Raw genomic sequence first — 19,753 nt, 5'->3', positions numbered from 1 at the left:
GTCCAGGGCATAGCGAGTCTCCTCTTCTATGCCAGTTATAACTGTTACCCATGTATCCGGTCTAAAGTGTTACCTATGTTTCCGGTTCATACCCTTTTGCTTACCGGGCCTACAACGGTTGTAGGCCGGATAAGGCGCTAGCCGCCATCCGACAATCTGCCACCTATACTGCGAGCCTCCTTCCCGAATTACCCTCTCCGCATTGCCATTTGCTATTAACGCGTTACGTTTGAATTTTGTTTAAGGAATAAACAAAATGTCGAACTATCGTCGTTACTACATCAACGGTGGAACCTGGTTTGTCACGGTTAATCTAAAAAACCGAGAAAGTGATTTGCTTGTCCGGCAGATTGCGGATTTACGCTCTGCTATCCGTTGTGTGAAAGCGAGCAAGCCGTTTCAAATAGATGCTTTTGTTGTGCTGCCTGAACATTTGCATTGCATCTGGACCCTTCCCGAGAACGATTGTGATTTTTCGTCCCGTTGGCGGGAGCTCAAAAAGTTATTTACCAAATCGATAATGTGCCATGAAGTCTGGCAGCCACGTTTCTGGGAGCACGCGATTCGCGACGAAGAAGATTACTGCCGACATGTTGATTACATCTATATCAATCCCGTTAAGCACGACTGGGTGACGCGCGTGAAAGATTGGCCGTTTTCGACCTTTCATCGTGATGTAAGGAACGGCATTTATCCGGTTGATTGGGCGGGGGATACGAATGAGCTTGAGGCAGGGGAGCGGCGGTAATGCCGGATGGCGCTTCGCTTATCCGGCCTACAGAAAGCACTCATTTGTAGGCCGGATAAGGCGTAGCCGCCATCCGGCAATGTTCTTAGCGTACCGCTCCCACGACCCAATTCGCTAATTCCCGCAGCTCACTCTCCTGTTCCGGAAACTCCGTAACCAGCCCTTCGCAGGTTTGTTGCAGCACGTCTGCACGATACTGACAGCCCTGTAAGCGCGCTGCCAGCGCTTCCAACGGCGCGGGATTCAGGCTATCGGTAAACACCTGTGTACGGGTGATAACGCCTTTTTCCACGTCAAAATGCAGCTCTACGCCGCCCCAGGTGAAGCGTTCGTCCAGCAGGTGGCTGAACGCCGGGGCCTGGCCGAAATTCCACTCCCAGCTGCTTTGGCGTGCAAACGTCTCGGCAAAATTCGGTAGATCCGGTGCTTTATCCGGAGAGATAATTTCGGCTTCAACCCGCTCGCCGTAGTGGCGGAAGAACGCCTCGGTGACGGCTTCACAGATTTGTTCATGAGTGATGTTGGGCAGCAGCTCAATCAGATTTGCTACGCGCCCACGTACCGAAGTTATCCCTTTAGCCTGAAGCTTTTTTTTATCCGGATTCAGGTAGTTAGCCAGGCGGCTAAGATCGGCGTTGAGCAGCAGCGTACCGTGGTGGAAGCCACGGTCGATGGTTTCCCGATAGGCGGAGCCGGAGACTTTGCGGTCGCCTTCTTCGGTTTTCACGATCAGATCGTTACGCCCGGAGGCTTCTGCCGTAATGCCCAGCGAATTTAGCGCTTCGAGCACGATGGCTGTAGAGATGGTTTTATCATACTCGGGCTTGCCGGCCATAAAGGTAAAGCAGGTGTTGCCGAGATCGTGGAACACCGCGCCGCCGCCGCTGCTGCGGCGAGCCAGACGGACGTTGTCCTCTTCCATGCGCCGGGTGTTGCACTCTTTCCACGGATTCTGCGCACGGCCAATGACGACCGTATCTGCGTTACGCCACAGGAACAGCACCCGCTGTGTGGCGGGCATCTGGCGAAAAATACACTCCTCCACAGCGAGGTTAAACCACGGGTCGTGGGAGTCTGAAAGCAGCAGGCGCAGCGTTGACATAGCGATTTCCTTTTCTGATTAATCTTTATCTTCGTCCTGCACCGGTTTGTTGGCGGTAAGCAGGAACGGCGACTGCTGCCAGCGGGTGCGTTTACCGCGCAGCAGCGTGCGGGCGAGCACTACGCCTATAGCCAGCGACAGCAGCAGCATCAGACGAAGAATGTTGGTGGTGTTATCCACCTGACGGGATTCGGTGGCGATGGTGTGGGTATCCAGCGTCAGACGCAGGTAACCGAGGGGGCCATTTTTCCCCTGAATAGGCTCAACGATTTGCTGATTGAAGTAGCTACCCGCTTTTTTGCCATCCAGCGCCAGACGGTCGCGGAGATCGACCTGTTCCCCGGCGCGGGCGATCAGGTCACCCTGCTCATCATAGACCCCGGCATCCAGAATGCGGCTTTTGTCGGTTAGCTGTTTCAGCAACTGGCCGATCTTTTTCTCGTCCGGCGTTTCGCTTTTCATCATCGGCGCGAGGTTCAGCGAGACCTGAAACGCCAGGGTTCTGGCCAGTTCTTCTAGCTGCGGATTTCGTTGTTTCTGGCTTTGTTGACTGAACCAGGAGGCGCCCTGCATCAATGCCACCAACAGAGCGAGACAGATCAGGACAATCGCGGTGCGATGCAGTCGAAATTTCAGTTTTGCGCGAACCATATTCCACCTTTGAAAATTTACAGCTTAATGTTGCCAGAAGCGCTGGTTACAAGGTAGCCTCATGCGTTATTTTCCTGGGCTTAATAGATACACAAAATCATTCAAGTTGCATCACAACATGCTTTAGCATGTTGAACAGCGCTTGCGCTGGCCCCGAAGGGGCGAGGCTGTAAGCCGAGTAACGCGGCAAGCGAGTGAATCCCCAGGAGCTTACTGAAGTAAGCGACTAGGGTGAGCGAGTGCAGCCAACGCAGAGGTAGCTTGAAGGATGAAGTGTAGAGAAGAGTGGAGCTGCAATGCCAAATAGTTTGACCTGGTGCGATCTGCCTGAAGATGTCTCCTTGTGGCCTGGATTGCCGCTTTCCCTGAGCGGCGATGAAGTTATGCCGCTGGATTACCACGCCGGTCGCAGCGGTTGGCTGCTGTACGGCCGCGGGTTGAATAAAGCGAGCCTCACCACCTATCAGCGTAAGCTGGGGGCGGCGATGGTGATTGTGGCGGCCTGGTGCGTGGAAGACTACCAGGTTATCCGTCTGGCGGGGTCATTAACGCCACGTGCCACACGCCTGGCGCACGATGCCGGCCTGGATGTAGCGCCGCTGGGTAAAATCCCACATCTGCGTACGCCGGGTCTGCTGGTGATGGATATGGACTCCACGGCGATTCAGATTGAGTGCATCGACGAAATCGCCAAACTGGCCGGTACCGGTGAACTGGTGTCGGAAGTGACCGAACGCGCGATGCGCGGTGAGCTTGATTTTAGCGCCAGCCTGCGCCAGCGCGTCGCCACACTGAAAGATGCCGATGCCGACATTCTGCGTCAGGTGCGCGAAACGCTGCCGCTGATGCCGGGGCTGACCCAACTGGTGCTCAAGCTTGAAGCGCTGGGATGGAAGGTGGCGATTGCCTCCGGCGGCTTTACCTTCTTTGCAGACCACCTGCGCGACAAGCTGCGCTTAACCGCGGCGGTCGCCAACGAGCTGGGCATTCGTGACGGTAAGCTGACCGGTGAAGTGGTTGGCGATATCGTCGATGCGCAGTATAAGGCGAAAACCCTGCTGCAACTGGCTGAGAAACATGAAATTCCCCACGCGCAGACGGTGGCGATTGGCGACGGTGCCAACGACCTGCCGATGATCAAAAAAGCAGGGCTGGGGATTGCGTATCATGCCAAACCAAAAGTGAACGAACAGACGGAAGTCACTATCCGTCATGCCGATTTGATGGGGGTGTTCTGCATTCTCTCCGGCAGCATGAATCAGAAATAAAGAGGTTAACGTGGCGAAAGCTCCTAAACGCGCATTTGTTTGTAATGAGTGCGGTGCGGATTACCCGCGCTGGCAGGGGCAATGCAGCGCCTGCCATGCGTGGAATACCATCACCGAAGTGCGTGTTGCGGCTTCCCCCACGGTCGCACGTAATGAGCGCCTGAGCGGCTATGCGGGTAATGCCGGTGTCGCGAAGGTGCAGAAATTGTCGGACATCAGTCTGGAAGAGCTGCCGCGTTTTTCCACCGGTTTTAAAGAGTTCGACCGCGTGCTGGGCGGCGGCGTCGTGCCCGGCAGCGCCATTCTGATTGGCGGTAACCCAGGGGCGGGGAAATCCACCTTGCTGCTGCAAACGCTGTGCAAGCTGGCGGAGCAGATGAAAACCTTGTACGTCACAGGGGAAGAGTCGCTACAGCAGGTGGCGATGCGCGCACACCGTCTGGGGCTTCCTACCGCCAACCTGAATATGCTCTCGGAAACCAGCATCGAGCAGATTTGCCAGATTGCGGAAGAAGAGCAGCCGAAGCTGATGGTTATCGACTCTATCCAGGTGATGCACATGGCGGATATTCAGTCCTCACCCGGCAGCGTGGCGCAGGTGCGCGAAACCGCAGCCTACCTCACGCGCTTTGCAAAAACGCGCGGCGTGGCGATTGTGATGGTTGGCCACGTGACCAAAGATGGCTCGCTGGCAGGGCCGAAAGTGCTCGAACACTGTATTGACTGCTCGGTACTGCTCGACGGCGACGCGGATTCGCGCTTCCGTACGCTGCGCAGCCATAAGAACCGTTTTGGCGCAGTGAATGAACTGGGCGTATTCGCCATGACCGAACAAGGCCTGCGTGAAGTGAGCAACCCTTCTGCTATTTTCCTGAGTCGAGGTGATGAAGTCACCTCCGGCAGTTCGGTCATGGTGGTATGGGAAGGTACGCGCCCGCTGCTGGTCGAGATTCAGGCGCTGGTGGATCACTCGATGATGGGCAACCCGCGCCGCGTTGCGGTTGGCCTTGAACAGAACCGCTTAGCGATTCTGCTGGCGGTACTGCACCGTCACGGCGGCCTGCAGATGGCGGACCAGGATGTGTTTGTGAACGTGGTGGGGGGCGTGAAGGTCACCGAAACCAGCGCGGACCTGGCGCTACTGATGGCGATGGTCTCCAGCCTGCGCGACAGGCCGCTGCCGCAGGATCTGGTGGTCTTTGGTGAAGTGGGGCTGGCAGGGGAAATTCGTCCTGTACCAAGTGGTCAGGAGCGTATTTCGGAAGCCGCTAAGCATGGTTTCCGCCGTGCTATTGTGCCGGCGGCAAACGTACCGAAGAAAATTCCGGAAGGGATGAAGGTCTTTGGCGTGAAAAAACTCGCCGACGCGCTGGATGTTTTTGACGAACTATAATGTCCGATCCCGGCGGCATCTGCGTCGCCGGTCTCTTTCCCCGGAGAGTACCGTGAGTACATCCGGGTTTTTTGTATAATGGGTAGATGGTTTACCCCAATTCAGCAGGAGGCTCTTGTGTCGTCGTTCGACTATCTCAAAACCGCAATCCGTCAGAAAGGCTGTACGTTGCAGCAGGTCGCAGACGCCAGCGGCATGACCAAGGGCTATTTAAGCCAGCTTCTCAACGCCAAAATTAAGAGCCCCAGCGCGCAAAAGCTCGAAGCGTTACACCGCTTTCTCGGGCTGGAGTTTCCGCGCCAGCAGAAAAATATCGGCGTGGTGTTTGGTAAGTTTTACCCGCTGCATACCGGCCATATCTATCTGATACAGCGCGCCTGTAGCCAGGTAGACGAACTGCATATCATCATGGGCTATGACGACACGCGTGACCGTGCGCTGTTTGAAGATAGCGCCATGTCGCAGCAGCCGACCGTATCAGACCGACTGCGCTGGTTGCTACAAACCTTCAAGTACCAGAAGAACATCCGTATTCACGCCTTTAATGAAGAGGGCATGGAACCGTACCCGCACGGTTGGGACGTGTGGAGCACGGGCGTAAAGACCTTTATGGAAGAGAAAGGCATCGAGCCCAACTGGATTTACTCTTCTGAAGAGGCCGATGCGCCGCAGTACCTCGAGCATCTCGGTATTGAAACGGTGCTGATTGACCCGAAACGGACCTTTATGAGCATCAGCGGGTCGCAGATTCGTGAGAACCCGTTCCGCTACTGGGATTACATCCCCACCGAAGTGAAGCCGTTCTTCGTGCGTACGGTGGCTATTCTTGGCGGTGAATCCAGCGGGAAATCGACGCTGGTGAACAAGCTGGCGAATATCTTTAATACCACCAGTGCCTGGGAGTATGGGCGGGACTACGTTTTCTCGCACCTGGGCGGCGATGAGATGGCGCTACAGTATTCTGACTACGACAAAATCGCCCTCGGGCACGCTCAGTACATCGACTTCGCGGTGAAGTACGCCAACAAAGTCGCGTTTATCGACACCGATTTTGTCAGCACCCAGGCATTCTGTAAGAAGTATGAAGGCCGTGAACATCCGTTCGTGCAGGCGCTGATCGATGAATACCGCTTCGACCTGGTCATCCTGCTGGAAAATAACACCCCGTGGATAGCTGATGGCTTGCGTAGTCTGGGGAGTTCGGTCGATCGCAAAGCGTTCCAGGACCTGCTGGTTTCCATGCTGAAGAAAAACAAAATCGAATTCGTGCACGTAGAAGAGTCGGACTATGACACTCGATTCCTACGTTGCGTGGAGTTAGTGAAGGGATTGATGGGCGAGCAAGGATAGTTTTGAAGTGCCGGATAGCGCTCCGCTAATCCGGCACTTAACGTGAGTTACTTCGAAATACGTTTGTACTTAATACGTTTCGGCTCCAGCGCATCAGCGCCCAGCGTACGTTTCTTATACTCTTCGTATTCGGTGAAGTTACCTTCGAAGAACTCGACCTTACCTTCATCCTGGTAGTCCAGAATGTGGGTCGCGATACGGTCAAGGAACCAACGGTCGTGCGAGATAACCATTGCGCAACCTGGGAACTCCAGCAGGGCGTTTTCCAGCGCGCGCAGGGTTTCGATATCCAGGTCGTTTGTTGGTTCATCGAGCAGCAGCATGTTGCCGCCAACCTGCAGCAGCTTCGCCAGGTGCAGACGACCGCGCTCGCCGCCGGACAGTTCGCCTACGCGTTTGCCCTGGTCGACGCCTTTGAAGTTAAAGCGGCCTACGTACGCACGGCTTGGCATTTCGATGTTGCCAACCTTCATGATATCCAGCCCGCCAGAAACTTCTTCCCACACGGTTTTGCTGTTATCCATCGCGTCACGGAACTGGTCAACGGACGCCAGCTTCACGGTTTCACCCAAGGTGATGGTGCCGCTATCAGGCTGTTCCTGACCGGACATCATGCGGAACAGGGTGGATTTACCCGCGCCGTTCGGGCCGATGATACCGACGATAGCGCCTTTCGGTACCGAGAAGCTCAGGTCGTCAATCAGTACGCGATCGCCGTAGGATTTACGCAGATTGCTCACTTCAACGACTTTATCGCCCAGGCGTGCGCCAGGTGGAATAAACAGTTCGTTGGTTTCGTTACGCTTCTGGTATTCGGTATTATTCAGCTCTTCAAAGCGAGCCAGTCGGGCCTTGCCCTTAGACTGACGGCCTTTCGCGCCCTGACGAACCCACTCCAGCTCTTTCTCAATGGATTTACGGCGAGCCGCTTCCTGAGACGCTTCCTGAGCCAGACGCTGATCTTTCTGCTCCAGCCAGGAGGAGTAGTTACCTTCCCACGGAATACCTTCACCGCGGTCAAGTTCGAGGATCCAACCGGCCACGTTATCGAGGAAGTAACGGTCGTGGGTAATCGCCACAACGGTGCCCTCGAAGTCGTGCAGGAAGCGTTCCAGCCAGGCGACGGATTCCGCATCCAGGTGGTTAGTCGGTTCGTCGAGCAGCAGCATGTCTGGCTTTTCGAGCAGCAGACGGCACAGCGCAACGCGGCGGCGTTCACCACCGGAGAGTTTTTCGATTTTCGCGTCCCAGTCCGGCAAACGCAGCGCATCAGCGGCGCGCTCCAGCTGCACGTTCAGGTTGTGACCGTCGTGCGCCTGGATAATTTCTTCGAACTTACCCTGCTGGGCGGCCAGCTTGTCGAAGTCGGCGTCTGGCTCGGCGTACTTGGCGTACACTTCGTCCAGGCCTTTCAGCGCGTTAACCACTTCGGCAACGGCTTCTTCAACGGATTCACGAACAGTATGTTCAGGGTTCAACTTTGGTTCCTGCGGCAGGTAACCAATCTTGAGACCCGGCTGAGGGCGAGCTTCACCTTCGATATCGGTATCGATACCGGCCATAATTTTCAGCAGGGTAGATTTACCCGCGCCGTTCAGACCCAGAACACCGATTTTTGCGCCAGGGAAGAAGCTCAGCGAGATGTTTTTAAGAATATGACGTTTCGGCGGAACCACTTTGCCGACACGATGCATGGTATAAACGAATTGAGCCACGTGGACTTCGCCTCTTTTATATACCCGTCATACTTCAAGTTGCAGATGCGTTGGCTGCGCTCGCTCACTCCAGTCACGTACTTATGTACGCTCCGGGGGATTCGCTCCCTTGCCGCCTTCCTGCAACTCGAATTATTTAGGGTAGGTTATGAATAGAGTTTTCAAAGGCGAAGTGTAGCCGTTTTCCCCGTCCAATCCCAGCAGGCAAATTCTGCTGCGCGACATCGCAGATAAAACGTAAAAAAGTGTGCATTGCATGGAACATTTCTCATCCAATGGTTAGCATCAATTTATTACGCGGCATGATGCTGTACTGACGTAACGTGACAACGAGGAAGAGCTTGTGCAAAAAGCCCAACAATTGACGTGGCGTCTGCTGGCTGCCGGTATCTGTCTGCTGACTTTCAGCAGCGTTGCCCGCGCCGATTCGCTGGATGAACAGCGCAGTCGCTATGCGCAAATCAAACAGGCCTGGGACAACCGCCAGATGGATGTGGTTGAGCAACTGATGCCGACCCTACGTGATTACCCGCTGTACCCCTATCTGGAGTATCGCCAACTGTCGGGCGACCTGATGAATACGCCTGCGCTGGCGGTGACCAACTTTGTGCAGGCGAACCCTACGCTTCCGCCTGCTCGTACGCTCAGAAACCGCTTTGTGAATGAACTGGCCCGCCGGGAAGATTGGCGCGGGCTGTTGGCGTTCAGCCCGGAGAAGCCGGGAACGGTGGAGGCCCAGTGTAACTACTACTATGCCAAATATTCCGTGGGGGATACCCAGGGAGCCTGGGACGGTGCGAAAACGCTGTGGCTGACGGGGCAAAACCGCCCGAACGCCTGCGATAAGCTGTTTGGCGCCTGGCGCGCTTCCGGCACTCAGGACCCGCTGGCTTACCTGGAACGTATTCGACTGGCGATGAAGGCGGGCAATACCAGTCTGGTGAAAGCGCTGGCGTCGCAGATGCCGTCGCAGTATCAGACCATTGCTGCGGCGATTACCGATCTCGCCAATAACCCGAACAACGTACTGACCTTTGCTCGCACCACCGGCGCGACCGATTTTACCCGCCAGCTGGCGGCGGTCGCCTTTAGCAGCGTGGCGCGTCAGGATGTTGAAAATGCACGCCTGATGATCCCTACGCTTGTGCAGGCGCAGCAGTTGAATGACGATCAGACCCAAGAGTTGCGAGATATCGTCGCCTGGCGTTTGATGGGCAATGATGTGACCGATGAGCAGGCGCGCTGGCGTGATGACGCCATTATGCGTTCGCAGTCGACGTCTCTCGTCGAACGCCGCGTGCGCATGGCGTTAGGCACGGGCGATCGCAGTGGCCTTAATACCTGGATGGCGCGGCTGCCGATGGAGGCCAAAGATAAAGATGAGTGGCGCTACTGGCAGGCCGATCTGCTGATGGAGCGCGGGCGCGATGATGAAGCGCGATCCATCCTGCTGGCCTTAATGCAGCAGCGCGGTTTTTATCCGATGGTTGCCGCACAGCGTCTGGGTGAACCTTACCCGCTGCGGGTTGTGAAAGCGCCGGGCACTATCTCGCCGACGCTGACCGGCGGTGCGGAAATGGCGCGGGTGCGCGAACTGATGTACTGGAATCAGGACAACACCGCCCGTAGCGAATGGGCAAACCTGGTGAGCAGCCGTAGCCAGACCGAGCAGGCCCAGTTGGCGCGCTATGCGTTCGACCAGCGCTGGTGGGATCTCAGCGTGCAGGCCACCATTGCTGGCAAGCTGTGGGACAACCTGCAGGAGCGCTTCCCGCTAGCTTATAACGACCTGTTTGTTCGCTATACCACGGGGAAAGATGTACCTCAAAGCTATGCAATGGCGATTGCTCGCCAGGAGAGCGCGTGGAATCCGAAGGTGAAGTCACCGGTTGGGGCGAGCGGCCTGATGCAGATTATGCCAGGCACCGCGACCCATACGGTGAAGATGTTTAACCTGCCGGGCTACAGCAACCCCGTGCAGCTGCTGGACCCGGAAACCAACATCAATATTGGTACCAGCTATCTGCAGTACGTCTACCAGCAGTTCGAAAACAACCGTATCTTCGCCTCCGCGGCCTATAACGCTGGGCCTGGGCGGGTACGAACCTGGCTTGGCAACAGCGCCGGGCGCATTGATGCGGTGGCGTTTATCGAAAGCATCCCTTTCTCTGAGACTCGCGGCTACGTGAAGAACGTGCTGGCCTATGACGCTTACTATCGTCACTTTATGGGGCAGAAAGAGGATGTGCTTAGCAGCAATGAGTGGCAACGACGTTACTGATGCGTAAGACCTGTGTTATGCTTGTACTCGTTTAAGAGTACAAGCATAACATGGTGGCCCGACATGACCCAACAATCCCCTTATTCAGCCACGGTGGCTGAGCAGCGCAACCAGGAGTGGCTTCGCTTTGTGGAGCTTCTGCGTCTGGCGTATACCGATGAGCTTGCGCTGCCGTTACTCAATCTGATGATGACCCCGGACGAGCGTGAAGCGCTGGGAACCCGCGTGCGCATTATTGAAGAGTTGCTGCGTGGTGAGATGAGCCAGCGTGAGCTGAAAAATGAACTGGGCGCAGGGATCGCGACGATCACCCGCGGATCTAACAGCCTGAAATCGGCGCCGGTAGAATTGCGCCAGTGGCTGGAACAAACCCTGCCAAAAACCTAAACCGCTATCCGGCGGTGATGCGGTGGCTTGCCTGATGGCGCAGCGCTTATCAGGCCTACCTACAGTTGTAGGCCGGATAAGGCAAAGCCGCCACCCGGCAATAATGCTGCGGTTACCGGCGATACAGATCGTTATGGAAGGGACTGAGCGCCAACACCACCGCCTGGTGATAGACGCTGCTGCGCGTGAGCACGCCCGCGGTGAACACGCCAATAGCGCCTTCTTTATTGCCAATCTTATCAATACCGGTGTACTTCGACATCACCGGCCCTAGAGCTTCCCCGGCACGAACCTGCTCAAGAATAGCTTCTGGCAGCGGTAGGGTAGCGGAGCGGGCTTCCCCGCGCTGTGCGCCACTCTCAATGACTACCCAGCTGAAGGTGGCTCCTTCATCGATCCCAGCCTCAATGGCGACCCAAAAATCCGCGTTTGGATGGGACTCGCGCGCGTTGGCGACGCGGTTACGTGCGCCGGCGCGCGTCTCACTGCTACCGAACGGCTGCTCGGGTACACCGGTATCGACGGAAACAGGAGTGATTTGGCAGGATCCTTCACCAAAAATCTGGTCAAATGCGGCAAGAATCGCCTGAATTTTGGCAGGATTGGTGGTAGCAGCGACAACTTGATGCATAATCTACACAACTCAGCTAATAAAATGTCATCGCAGTATAACGGATAAAAAACATGTTACAGGTATATCTTGTTCGCCATGGCGAAACGCAGTGGAACGCCGAACGGCGTATTCAAGGCCAGTCCGATAGCCCCCTGACGGCTAAAGGAGAACAGCAAGCTGTACAGGTCGGCGACCGTGTACGCACCTACGGCATTACGCACGTCATTGCCAGCGATCTGGGCCGTACGCGCCGTACCGCCGAGATCATTGCGGATGCCTGTGGCTGTGGCGTGATGTTCGATGCGCGTCTGCGCGAGCTTGATATGGGCGTGCTGGAGCAGCGTCATCTCGATTCGCTAAGCGCGGAAGAAGAGGCATGGCGTCGATTGGTGGTCAACGGTACGCCGGACGGACGTATTCCTGAAGGAGAGTCGATGCAGGAGCTGAGCGTACGCATGCGCGCCGCGTTGAACGCTTGTCTAGATCTGCCTGCGGGTAGCCGACCGCTGCTGGTGAGTCACGGCATTGCGCTTGGCTGTCTGGTTGGCACCATCCTGGGGCTACCTGCCCATGCGGAACGTCGTTTACGCCTGCGTAACTGCTCTATCTCAAGGGTGGATTATCAGGAAAGCCTGTGGCTGGCGCCGGGATGGGTGGTGGAAACGGCAGGGGATATCTCGCATCTGGACACCCCTGCGTTGGATGAGCTACAGCGTTAACGACGAATCGGGATCAGGTACTCGCAGCGCAGTTGAATAGGCGGTTCCTGATTCCGGGCTTCATCCTGCGGGAAGAAGCGCTCGATATCCTGGCCTTTACGGCGCGTCAGATTCAGCATCGGCATGCAGGTGCCGTACAGCGTCAGAATAAACTCCTGCAGGCCTGTTCCCAGCCCTTCATAGGTAAACATGACGTATTCGCCGCCCTCAAGGGTCACCGGATGCGCGTTGTTGATATGGCCGTTTGCCAGTTCTGGCGTCAGCGCTGTGGTATAGAATACCTCTTGCTCATCGTCTTTTTCCAGGCTCGGACGCGGCTCATGCAGGCCGTAGAGCATTGGTGGAATTGACGGCGAGTTGCCGAGGAAGTCGGTCCAGAACTGAACGCGCATCTGCTGGCGGAAATCGGAAATCTCTTCCAGTTTGCAGGTGTAGCTCTGGGTTACCCCCACCAGGTGGGTGGTCGGCAGCGTGATGAACTCGTATTTTGGCATCGTAAACTCACCCAAGCGCAGCGGCGGACGCATACCGAACGAACTCCAGTCCGGAGAACGCCGATACAGCGCAGGCGTTAACGCAAACTGCTTCTTAAACGCGCGGGTAAAGGTTTGCTGGGAGTCAAAACGATATTGCAGGGCAATATCCAGGATTGGGCGCGCGGTTAAACGCAGCGCAACGGCAGATTTAGACAGACGGCGAGCGCGAATATAAGCGCCGATAGCATGGCCGGTAACGTCCTTGAACATACGTTGCAGGTGCCACTTGGAATAACCCGCTTTTGCCGCCACATTATCCAGCGATAAAGGCTGATCTAAATGCCCTTCCAGCCAAACGAGGAGATCGCGAATAATTCCAGCCTGATCCATAAAATGCCCTCATCCTTAATTTCGTAGGTGCCTGTTACCAAAGTAGCGGATAATAGCATCTTTTGCTGTTTTAGCATTCAGTGTTTTTTTTGTGCATAAGTGCGATTTTACATTAGAAATAAGGCTGATTTTTGTAAAGCTGTGATCTTTAAATACTTTCCTGGCTGATGTTGAATAATTCTTCAATGCAATCGACGAAAATGGTAACAATATGAAATACAAGAAATTAATGGCTGGTCTGTTATTAAGTCTCTCTAGCCTGGGCGCTCACGCTGAGCAGATTGGTTCTGTTGATACGGTTTTCAAAATGTTTGGTCCCGATCATAAAATCGTGGTGGAAGCTTTTGACGATCCGGAGGTCAAAAATGTGACCTGCTATGTCAGTCGTGCCAAGACCGGTGGCATCAAAGGTGGGTTGGGGCTGGCGGAAGATACTTCCGATGCTGCCATCTCCTGCCAGCAGGTTGGGCCGGTGGAGCTGAGCGATAAAATTAAGAACGGCAAAGCGGAAGGGGACGTGGTCTTTAAGAAACGCACGTCGCTGGTGTTTAAGTCACTGCAGGTCGTTCGTTTCTACGATGCAAAACGTAACACGCTGGCCTACCTTGCCTATTCCGACAAGGTGGTGGACGGTTCGCCGAAAAATGCCATTAGCGCAGTACCTATTATGCCGTGGCGTGAGTAACAGGGACGCTCTATGCAACAGGCAGTGGTCTGGTTAGTTGAAGATGAACAGGGAATTGCAGATACGCTTATCTACATGCTTCAGCAGGAAGGATTTAGCGTTGAAGCATTTGAGCGCGGCTTGCCCGCGCTGGAAAAAGCGCATCACTGCCAGCCTGATGTGGTGATCCTCGATGTTGGGCTGCCAGATATCAGCGGCTTTGAACTGTGCCGACAGTTGTTGGCACGGTTTCCCGCGCTGCCTGTTCTGTTCCTTACCGCTCGCAGCGACGAGGTCGATCGCCTGCTGGGGCTGGAGATTGGCGCGGACGATTACGTTGCTAAACCGTTTTCTCCCCGCGAAGTGTGCGCCAGAGTCCGCACGCTGCTCAGGCGCGTAACGAAGTTTTCTACCCCCTCGCCGGTGGTGCGCGTCGGCCATTTTGAGCTTAACGAACCGGCGGCGTTGGTGAGTTGGTTTGATACGCCGCTGCCGCTGACGCGCTACGAATTTCTGCTGCTGAAAACGCTGCTGTCCTCGCCAGGACGTGTCTATTCACGCCAGCAACTGATGGACATCGTCTGGGCCGACGCGCAGGAGAGCTTCGACCGAACGGTGGATACCCATATCAAAACGCTGCGCGCCAAACTACGCGCCGTGAACCCCGATCTTTCGCCGATCAATACCCATCGCGGCATGGGATACAGTCTGAGGATCCTCTGATGCGCATAGGCATGCGGCTACTGCTGGGCTACTTCCTGATTGTTGCCGTGGCTGCCTGGTTCGTGCTGTCGATCTTTGTCCAGGAAATTAAGCCGGGAGTCCGTCGCGCCACGGAAGGGACGCTTATTGATACTGCTACGCTGCTGGCGTCGTTAGCGCGTGACGATCTGCTCTCTGGCGATCCGGCTCATGGCCTGCTGGCCAGAGCGTTTGAGCGTCTGCACAACTATCCTTTTCGCGCCAATATCGGCGGCATTAGCAAAGTTCGTAACGAATACCGTGTCTATATGACGGATGCGCAGGGGAAGGTGCTGTATGACTCCGCTGGGCAAGCCGCGGTGGGGCAGGACTATTCTCGCTGGAACGACGTCTGGCTCACCCTGCGTGGGCAATATGGCGCGCGAAGTACGCTGCAGGATCCGAGCGATCCGGAAAGTTCGGTGATGTATGTCGCCGCGCCGATTATCGACGGTGGAAAGACTATCGGCGTACTGAGCGTCGGGAAACCGAACGCCGCGATGGCGCCGGTGATCAAACGCAGCGAGCGGCGGATCCTGTGGGCGAGCACGGTATTGTTAGGGATCGCGTTGGTCATTGGCGCCGGTATGGTCTGGTGGATTAACCGATCTATTGCCAAACTCACCCGCTACGCTGACGCCATCAGCGAAGACCAGCCGGTGGCGCTGCCGTCGCTTGGCAGCAGCGAGCTGCGTCGGCTGGCGCAGGCGCTGGAAAGCATGCGCCTGAAGCTGGAGGGGAAGAACTATATTGAGCAATACGTCTATGCGTTGACCCATGAACTGAAAAGCCCGCTGGCGGCAATTCGCGGCGCGGCAGAAATTCTACGGGAAGGCCCGCCGCCCAGCGTGGTGGCCCGTTTTACCGATAATATTCTGCGTCAGAATGCCCGTATGCAGCTTCTGGTGGAAACGCTTCTGCGCCAGGCGCGACTGGAGAATCGTCAGGAGGTTGTCCTGGTGCCGGTGGCCGTTGAGGTGCTGCTGGCGCAAATCGTTGAGGCGCGCAGCGTGCAGCTTGCGGAGAAGCGCATTACGGTGACCATTGATGCACCGCCGCTGCATGTGGCGGCGGATGCCGGCTTGCTGGAGCAGGCGCTGGGGAACTTACTGGATAATGCCATCGATTTTACCCCGGAAAAGGGCGCTATCACCCTGAGCGTACAGCCGCAGGGGGAACAGGTGGTGTTTCTGGTGACCGACAGCGGTAGCGGTATTCCCGACTACGCGTTGCCGCGCATTTTTGAACGATTCTATTCGCTGCCGCGCGAAAATGGCCTGAAAAGCAGCGGTCTTGGCCTGGCGTTCGTCCGTGAAGTTGCCCGGCTCTTCAAAGGTGAAATCACCCTGCGTAACCGCCCGGAAGGGGGCACTGAAGCCGCTTTAAGACTTCACCGTCACTTCACATAGCTTCAAATTCTCCCCACATAGCAGGCGTACTTTGCGGTTATTGCAAAGGAGAACGCTATGTTGAAATCCCCCCTGTTCTGGAAAATTGTCACCCTGGGTGGCGCGATGATGCTGTTATTAATTCCGTTGATGATGGTTCGACAGGTTATCGTCGAACGGGCTGATTACCGCGGTGAAGTGGAGGACTCGATCCGCCAAAGTACCAGCGGGCCGCAAAAAGTGGTGGGGCCGCTGATTGCGATTCCTGCCACCGAGCTGTACACCCGAATGGAAGATGATAAAGAGGTGACGCGCCAGCGTAACGTTATCCACTTCTGGCTGCCGGAGTCGCTGATGGTCGAGAGTAACCAGAACGTAGAAGCGAGGCAGATTGGTATTTATCAAGGTCAGGTGTGGCATACCGATACGGCCATCAATGCCAAATTTGATGTATCCCGCCTGAGTGAACTGGATAAGCCCGGCGTCACGCTTGGTAAGCCGTTTATCGTAGTGGGCGTTGGTGATGCGCGAGGCATTGGTGCAGTGAAGGCGCCGCAGATGAATGGGACGACGCTGGTTGCTGAACCGGGAACGGGGCTGGCACAAAACAAAGAGGGGTTGCATATCCCGCTGCCGGATAACTGGCGGCAGAATCTGGATCTGAACATGTCGCTCAATTTAAGCGGCACCGGCAGCTTCTCGGTGGTACCCGTCGGCCGCAGCAGCGAAATGCGGCTGACCAGCAACTGGCCGCATCCGAACTTCCTGGGTGACTTCCTGCCCGGCAAGCGTGAAATCAGTGAAACTGGCTACCAGGCGCAGTGGCAAAGCAGCTGGTTTGCTAATAACCTGGGTGACAGCTTCGAACAGGGGAGCGACTGGCGTACGCTGCCTTCATTCAGCGTGGCCGTCGCCACCCAGGCCGACCAGTATCAGCTGACCGACCGGGCAACAAAGTATGCCGTTCTGCTGATTCTGCTTACGTTCGTCTCCTTCTTCGTCTTCGAGACGCTGACGGGGCTGCGTCTGCACGCCATGCAGTATCTGCTGGTGGGGCTTTCGCTGGTGATGTTTTACCTGTTGCTGTTGGCGCTGTCCGAGCATATTGGCTTTACGCCAGCCTGGATTACGGCAAGCCTGGTTGGGGCGCTGATGAACGGGGTCTATTTGCAGGCGGTACTCAAAGGCTGGAGGCGTGCGGTGCTGTTTACCCTGGCACTGCTGGCGCTGGATGGCGTGATGTGGGGGCTCTTACGCTCCGAGGAGAGCTCGCTGTTGATGGGTTCGGGGATTTTACTGCTGGCGCTCTGTGCGGTGATGTTCCTGACGCGTCATCTGGATTGGTATGCGCTTTCTGTCGCTAAACCCGCCCCACCTGACGCGCCCGAGAAAGCTCAACCGAAGGACGATGAGCTTCGCATCTGGAAGTAAAACGGAGACATAAAAAAACGGCGCTGAATGCGCCGTTTTTTGTCTTATTCCTGCAGTTCGCCGCAGAAACGGTAACCTTCGCCGTGGATAGTGGCGATGATTTCCGGGGTATCCGGCGTAGACTCGAAATGCTTACGGATGCGACGAATGGTCACGTCAACCGTACGGTCGTGTGGCTTAAGCTCACGGCCGGTCATTTTCTTCAGCAGTTCAGCACGAGACTGAATTTTGCCTGGGTTTTCGCAGAAGTGCAGCATCGCGCGGAATTCGCTACGCGGCAGCTTGTACTGCTCACCGTTCGGGCTCACCAGAGAGCGGCTGTTGATGTCCAGTTCCCAACCGTTGAACTTGTAGCTTTCTACGCTACGACGTTCTTCGCTGACGGTACCCAGGTTCATGGTACGGGACAGCAGGTTACGCGCACGGATAGTCAGTTCGCGTGGGTTAAACGGTTTGGTGATGTAATCATCTGCACCAATTTCCAGACCGAGGATCTTGTCGACTTCATTGTCGCGGCCGGTCAGGAACATCAGAGCGACATTCGCCTGTTCACGCAATTCGCGCGCCAGCAGAAGGCCGTTTTTACCCGGCAGGTTGATATCCATGATCACCAGGTTGATGTCATTTTCAGACAGGATCTGATGCATTTCCGCGCCATCGGTCGCTTCGAACACATCGTAGCCTTCTGCTTCGAAAATACTTTTTAACGTGTTGCGTGTTACCAACTCGTCTTCAACGATAAGAATGTGCGGGGTCTGCATGTTTGCTACCTAAATTGCCAACTAAATCGAAACAGGAAGTACCAATAGTCCCTGACCTGCCTGATGCATGTCGAAAATTAACATGATCGGCGTAACATGACTAAAGTACGTAATTGCGTTCTTGATGCACTTTCCATCAACGTCAACAACATCATTAGCTTGGTCGTGGGTACTCTTCCCTCTGGACCCGACAGTGTCAAAAACGGTTGTCATCCTAACCATTTTAACAGCAACATAACAGGCAAAGAGGCACCAGACCGCCAATAAACCTACGCTTCGTTGACATATATCAAGTTCAATTGTAGCACGTTAACAGTTTGGTGAAATCATCACTCTGGAATGATAACGCCTATCACATTTTTTCCACAACTCAAGTAGTTGCACAGGTTAACTGATAAATGTGGTGAATCCAATTGTTATTGTTCTATGGTAATGAAAATAGTTCGTATAAACATAGAGATATATGACTTCTGTTAACATAACTAATTGATAATTTCGCCCTGAATAGTTTAGCTTCTTTTATGTGTTATGAAACATCATTTCATTGATTTTTGTTGCATTTTTGTAAATTCGCGCTGCGCAATATGTTGAAGTACATCACATTATTGCCGCTGACAGGAAATTAAGAGAACTTTAAATGCGCTTATCTATTGTGCTGGTTTCTCCAGCAAGAGCCGAAAATATCGGTGCTGCCGCTCGAGCAATGAAGACCATGGGATTCCACGATTTGCGTATCGTGGATAGCGTTGCGCACCTTGAGCCAGCGACTCGTTGGGTGGCTCACGGTTCGACCGATATTATTGATGGCATCACCTGCTATCCAACGCTCGCGGAGGCGCTGCACGACGTGGATTTCACCGTCGCCACCACCGCTCGCAGTCGCGCTCGTTTTCACTACTACGCTACGCCGCAGGAGCTGCTGCCGATACTGGAGGAGAAGTCACAGTGGATGGGGCACGCCGCGCTGGTCTTTGGCCGTGAAGACTCGGGGTTAACCAACGATGAACTGGCGCTGGCCGATGTGCTGACCGGCGTACCGATGGTGGCGGATTATCCCTCGTTAAACCTGGGGCAGGCGGTGATGGTTTATTGTTATCAGCTCTCCTCACTGTTACAAACCGCGAACCCGACGGCAACGGAAGGTGACGAGAATCAGCTGATTGCGTTAAGGGCACGTATCACAGCTTTGTTGGCGCGCCTGGATGTCGCCGGAGATGTAAAAATGGCTGACTGGCTGCAACAACGTATTGGCTTACTCACGCATCGCGATACGGCAATGTTGCATCGTTTGCTGCATGATATTGAAAAAAATATGCCAGAGTAAAATTCTGTCATCGTGTTTACGTATGGTGTTATGCCCCAACATTTTGCTTAACTTATGGCTGTTGTGGTGGTTTATCGGTGGTTGTTTGGGCTGATGTGAACTGGTTGCGGAACGTGACGAAGTTAAAAATTCATTGACTTAGATGGGCAGATACTTTAACCAATATAGGCATACAGACAGAGAAATAACAGAGCACACAACATCCATGATTCGCATCAGCAGCATTATGACCATTACCACCACCACTATTACCACAGGTAACGGTGCGGGCTGACGCGTACAGGAAACACAAAAAAAAGCCCGCACCTAAACAGTGCGGGCTTTTTTTTCGACTAGTGATCAAGGGGTAAA

19 protein-coding genes, 1 pseudogene and 1 other annotated feature are annotated in these 19,753 nt (G+C 55.0%); of the genes and pseudogenes, 14 read left to right on the top strand and 6 right to left on the bottom strand.

Annotation, left to right across the window (positions count from 1 at the left end; genetic code table 11):
- Positions 1-256: 256 nt before the first annotated feature.
- On the top strand, positions 257-748 hold the full coding sequence (locus tag ACLGE8_RS21505) for an REP-associated tyrosine transposase (RefSeq protein WP_411001122.1): 492 nt from the start codon (positions 257-259) through the stop codon (positions 746-748).
- Positions 749-833: 85 nt separating this feature from the next.
- Here the strand turns inward: ACLGE8_RS21505 and lplA are convergent, their stop codons facing one another.
- Both lplA and ACLGE8_RS21495 read right to left on the bottom strand, forming a co-directional pair.
- Positions 834-1,850 carry a lipoate--protein ligase LplA gene (gene lplA, locus ACLGE8_RS21500; protein ID WP_411001120.1) on the bottom strand — a complete coding sequence of 339 codons (1,017 nt, stop codon included), beginning with the start codon at positions 1,848-1,850 and terminating at the stop codon, positions 834-836.
- A gap of 18 nt (positions 1,851-1,868) precedes the next feature.
- Positions 1,869-2,501, bottom strand: a complete 633-nt coding sequence (locus ACLGE8_RS21495; protein ID WP_333496063.1) for a YtjB family periplasmic protein — start codon at positions 2,499-2,501, stop codon at positions 1,869-1,871.
- 296 nt (positions 2,502-2,797) lie between these two features.
- Here ACLGE8_RS21495 and serB point away from each other — a divergent pair, with 296 nt between their 5' ends.
- From serB to nadR, 3 genes are all read left to right on the top strand, one after another.
- Positions 2,798-3,769 (top strand): phosphoserine phosphatase, encoded by a 972-nt coding sequence (serB, locus tag ACLGE8_RS21490; protein ID WP_411001118.1) that lies wholly within the window; start codon positions 2,798-2,800, stop codon positions 3,767-3,769.
- 10 nt (positions 3,770-3,779) lie between these two features.
- Positions 3,780-5,162, top strand: coding sequence for a DNA repair protein RadA (gene radA, locus ACLGE8_RS21485; RefSeq protein WP_035894570.1), 1,383 nt, complete (start codon positions 3,780-3,782; stop codon positions 5,160-5,162).
- A 117-nt stretch (positions 5,163-5,279) separates the two neighbouring features.
- Complete coding sequence (nadR, locus tag ACLGE8_RS21480; RefSeq protein WP_411001116.1) at positions 5,280-6,512, top strand: multifunctional transcriptional regulator/nicotinamide-nucleotide adenylyltransferase/ribosylnicotinamide kinase NadR; 1,233 nt, start codon at positions 5,280-5,282, stop codon at positions 6,510-6,512.
- A 47-nt stretch (positions 6,513-6,559) separates the two neighbouring features.
- On the opposite strand, the gene ettA is transcribed toward nadR, so the two are convergent.
- Positions 6,560-8,227, bottom strand: coding sequence for an energy-dependent translational throttle protein EttA (ettA, locus tag ACLGE8_RS21475; protein WP_411001114.1), 1,668 nt, complete (start codon positions 8,225-8,227; stop codon positions 6,560-6,562).
- Between the two features lie 343 nt (positions 8,228-8,570).
- Between ettA and sltY the strand changes: the two genes are divergently transcribed.
- Together sltY and trpR are read left to right on the top strand one after the other, a co-directional pair.
- Positions 8,571-10,508: a murein transglycosylase gene (gene sltY, locus ACLGE8_RS21470; protein ID WP_411001112.1), complete on the top strand. Its 1,938-nt coding sequence runs from the start codon at positions 8,571-8,573 to the stop codon at positions 10,506-10,508.
- A 63-nt stretch (positions 10,509-10,571) separates the two neighbouring features.
- Complete coding sequence (gene trpR, locus ACLGE8_RS21465; protein WP_185668268.1) at positions 10,572-10,895, top strand: trp operon repressor; 324 nt, start codon at positions 10,572-10,574, stop codon at positions 10,893-10,895.
- Positions 10,896-11,007: 112 nt separating this feature from the next.
- Here the strand turns inward: trpR and yjjX are convergent, their stop codons facing one another.
- Positions 11,008-11,526, bottom strand: coding sequence for an inosine/xanthosine triphosphatase (gene yjjX / locus ACLGE8_RS21460; protein ID WP_411001110.1), 519 nt, complete (start codon positions 11,524-11,526; stop codon positions 11,008-11,010).
- Positions 11,527-11,579: 53 nt separating this feature from the next.
- On the opposite strand from yjjX, the gene gpmB reads away from it, so the two are divergent.
- Positions 11,580-12,227: a 2,3-diphosphoglycerate-dependent phosphoglycerate mutase GpmB gene (gene gpmB / locus ACLGE8_RS21455; RefSeq protein ID WP_411001108.1), complete on the top strand. Its 648-nt coding sequence runs from the start codon at positions 11,580-11,582 to the stop codon at positions 12,225-12,227.
- Here gpmB and robA read toward each other — a convergent pair.
- Positions 12,224-13,093 (bottom strand): MDR efflux pump AcrAB transcriptional activator RobA, encoded by an 870-nt coding sequence (gene robA / locus ACLGE8_RS21450; protein WP_411001106.1) that lies wholly within the window; start codon positions 13,091-13,093, stop codon positions 12,224-12,226. The genes gpmB and robA overlap by 4 nt on opposite strands.
- Before the next feature lie 211 nt (positions 13,094-13,304).
- On the opposite strand from robA, the gene creA reads away from it, so the two are divergent.
- The 4 genes from creA to creD are packed head-to-tail and all read left to right on the top strand — an operon-like array spanning position 13,305 to position 17,317.
- Positions 13,305-13,778, top strand: coding sequence for a protein CreA (gene creA / locus ACLGE8_RS21445; protein ID WP_411001104.1), 474 nt, complete (start codon positions 13,305-13,307; stop codon positions 13,776-13,778).
- Between the two features lie 12 nt (positions 13,779-13,790).
- Positions 13,791-14,480, top strand: coding sequence for a two-component system response regulator CreB (creB, locus tag ACLGE8_RS21440; protein ID WP_411001102.1), 690 nt, complete (start codon positions 13,791-13,793; stop codon positions 14,478-14,480).
- Positions 14,480-15,907, top strand: coding sequence for a two-component system sensor histidine kinase CreC (creC, locus tag ACLGE8_RS21435; RefSeq protein ID WP_411001100.1), 1,428 nt, complete (start codon positions 14,480-14,482; stop codon positions 15,905-15,907). The genes creB and creC overlap by 1 nt, the downstream gene beginning before the upstream one ends.
- A gap of 57 nt (positions 15,908-15,964) precedes the next feature.
- The gene (gene creD, locus ACLGE8_RS21430) at positions 15,965-17,317 is read left to right on the top strand and encodes a cell envelope integrity protein CreD (protein WP_411001098.1); all 1,353 of its coding nucleotides are present in this window, start codon (positions 15,965-15,967) and stop codon (positions 17,315-17,317) included.
- A gap of 44 nt (positions 17,318-17,361) precedes the next feature.
- Here the strand turns inward: creD and arcA are convergent, their stop codons facing one another.
- A complete protein-coding gene (gene arcA / locus ACLGE8_RS21425) occupies positions 17,362-18,078 on the bottom strand; it encodes a two-component system response regulator ArcA (protein ID WP_015966004.1) in 717 nt (238 codons plus the stop codon).
- A 96-nt stretch (positions 18,079-18,174) separates the two neighbouring features.
- On the opposite strand from arcA, the pseudogene yjjY reads away from it, so the two are divergent.
- The 3 genes and pseudogenes from yjjY to thrL all read left to right on the top strand — a co-directional run bounded on the left by yjjY (position 18,175) and on the right by thrL (position 19,676).
- Positions 18,175-18,316 (top strand): annotated as a pseudogene (gene yjjY / locus ACLGE8_RS21420) (protein YjjY).
- A gap of 399 nt (positions 18,317-18,715) precedes the next feature.
- A complete protein-coding gene (locus ACLGE8_RS21415; RefSeq protein ID WP_411001096.1) occupies positions 18,716-19,402 on the top strand; it encodes a tRNA/rRNA methyltransferase in 687 nt (228 codons plus the stop codon).
- A 142-nt stretch (positions 19,403-19,544) separates the two neighbouring features.
- Positions 19,545-19,676 (top strand): thr operon leader peptide, encoded by a 132-nt coding sequence (gene thrL / locus ACLGE8_RS21410; RefSeq protein WP_185668277.1) that lies wholly within the window; start codon positions 19,545-19,547, stop codon positions 19,674-19,676.
- Positions 19,615-19,732, top strand: a sequence feature (Thr leader region). It overlaps the preceding gene by 62 nt.
- Positions 19,733-19,753: the final 21 nt, after the last annotated feature.

The sequence above is a fragment of the Kluyvera sp. 142486 genome, assembly GCF_046569695.1.
Lineage (GTDB): Bacteria > Pseudomonadota > Gammaproteobacteria > Enterobacterales > Enterobacteriaceae > Kluyvera.
Note: the sequence above shows the minus strand (reverse complement) of the source record. Positions and strands in the feature narration are given on the sequence as shown.

Coding starts and splice junctions, on each gene's coding strand:
- ACLGE8_RS21505 (WP_411001122.1), top strand. CDS start 257: ATGTCGAACTATCGTCGTTACTACATCAACGGTGGAACCTGGTTTGTC.
- creC (WP_411001100.1), top strand. CDS start 14,480: ATGCGCATAGGCATGCGGCTACTGCTGGGCTACTTCCTGATTGTTGCC.
- creA (WP_411001104.1), top strand. CDS start 13,305: ATGAAATACAAGAAATTAATGGCTGGTCTGTTATTAAGTCTCTCTAGC.
- creD (WP_411001098.1), top strand. CDS start 15,965: ATGTTGAAATCCCCCCTGTTCTGGAAAATTGTCACCCTGGGTGGCGCG.
- ACLGE8_RS21495 (WP_333496063.1), bottom strand. CDS start 2,501: ATGGTTCGCGCAAAACTGAAATTTCGACTGCATCGCACCGCGATTGTC.
- robA (WP_411001106.1), bottom strand. CDS start 13,093: ATGGATCAGGCTGGAATTATTCGCGATCTCCTCGTTTGGCTGGAAGGG.
- arcA (WP_015966004.1), bottom strand. CDS start 18,078: ATGCAGACCCCGCACATTCTTATCGTTGAAGACGAGTTGGTAACACGC.
- ACLGE8_RS21415 (WP_411001096.1), top strand. CDS start 18,716: ATGCGCTTATCTATTGTGCTGGTTTCTCCAGCAAGAGCCGAAAATATC.
- lplA (WP_411001120.1), bottom strand. CDS start 1,850: ATGTCAACGCTGCGCCTGCTGCTTTCAGACTCCCACGACCCGTGGTTT.
- yjjX (WP_411001110.1), bottom strand. CDS start 11,526: ATGCATCAAGTTGTCGCTGCTACCACCAATCCTGCCAAAATTCAGGCG.
- trpR (WP_185668268.1), top strand. CDS start 10,572: ATGACCCAACAATCCCCTTATTCAGCCACGGTGGCTGAGCAGCGCAAC.
- thrL (WP_185668277.1), top strand. CDS start 19,545: ATGGGCAGATACTTTAACCAATATAGGCATACAGACAGAGAAATAACA.
- gpmB (WP_411001108.1), top strand. CDS start 11,580: ATGTTACAGGTATATCTTGTTCGCCATGGCGAAACGCAGTGGAACGCC.
- serB (WP_411001118.1), top strand. CDS start 2,798: ATGCCAAATAGTTTGACCTGGTGCGATCTGCCTGAAGATGTCTCCTTG.
- creB (WP_411001102.1), top strand. CDS start 13,791: ATGCAACAGGCAGTGGTCTGGTTAGTTGAAGATGAACAGGGAATTGCA.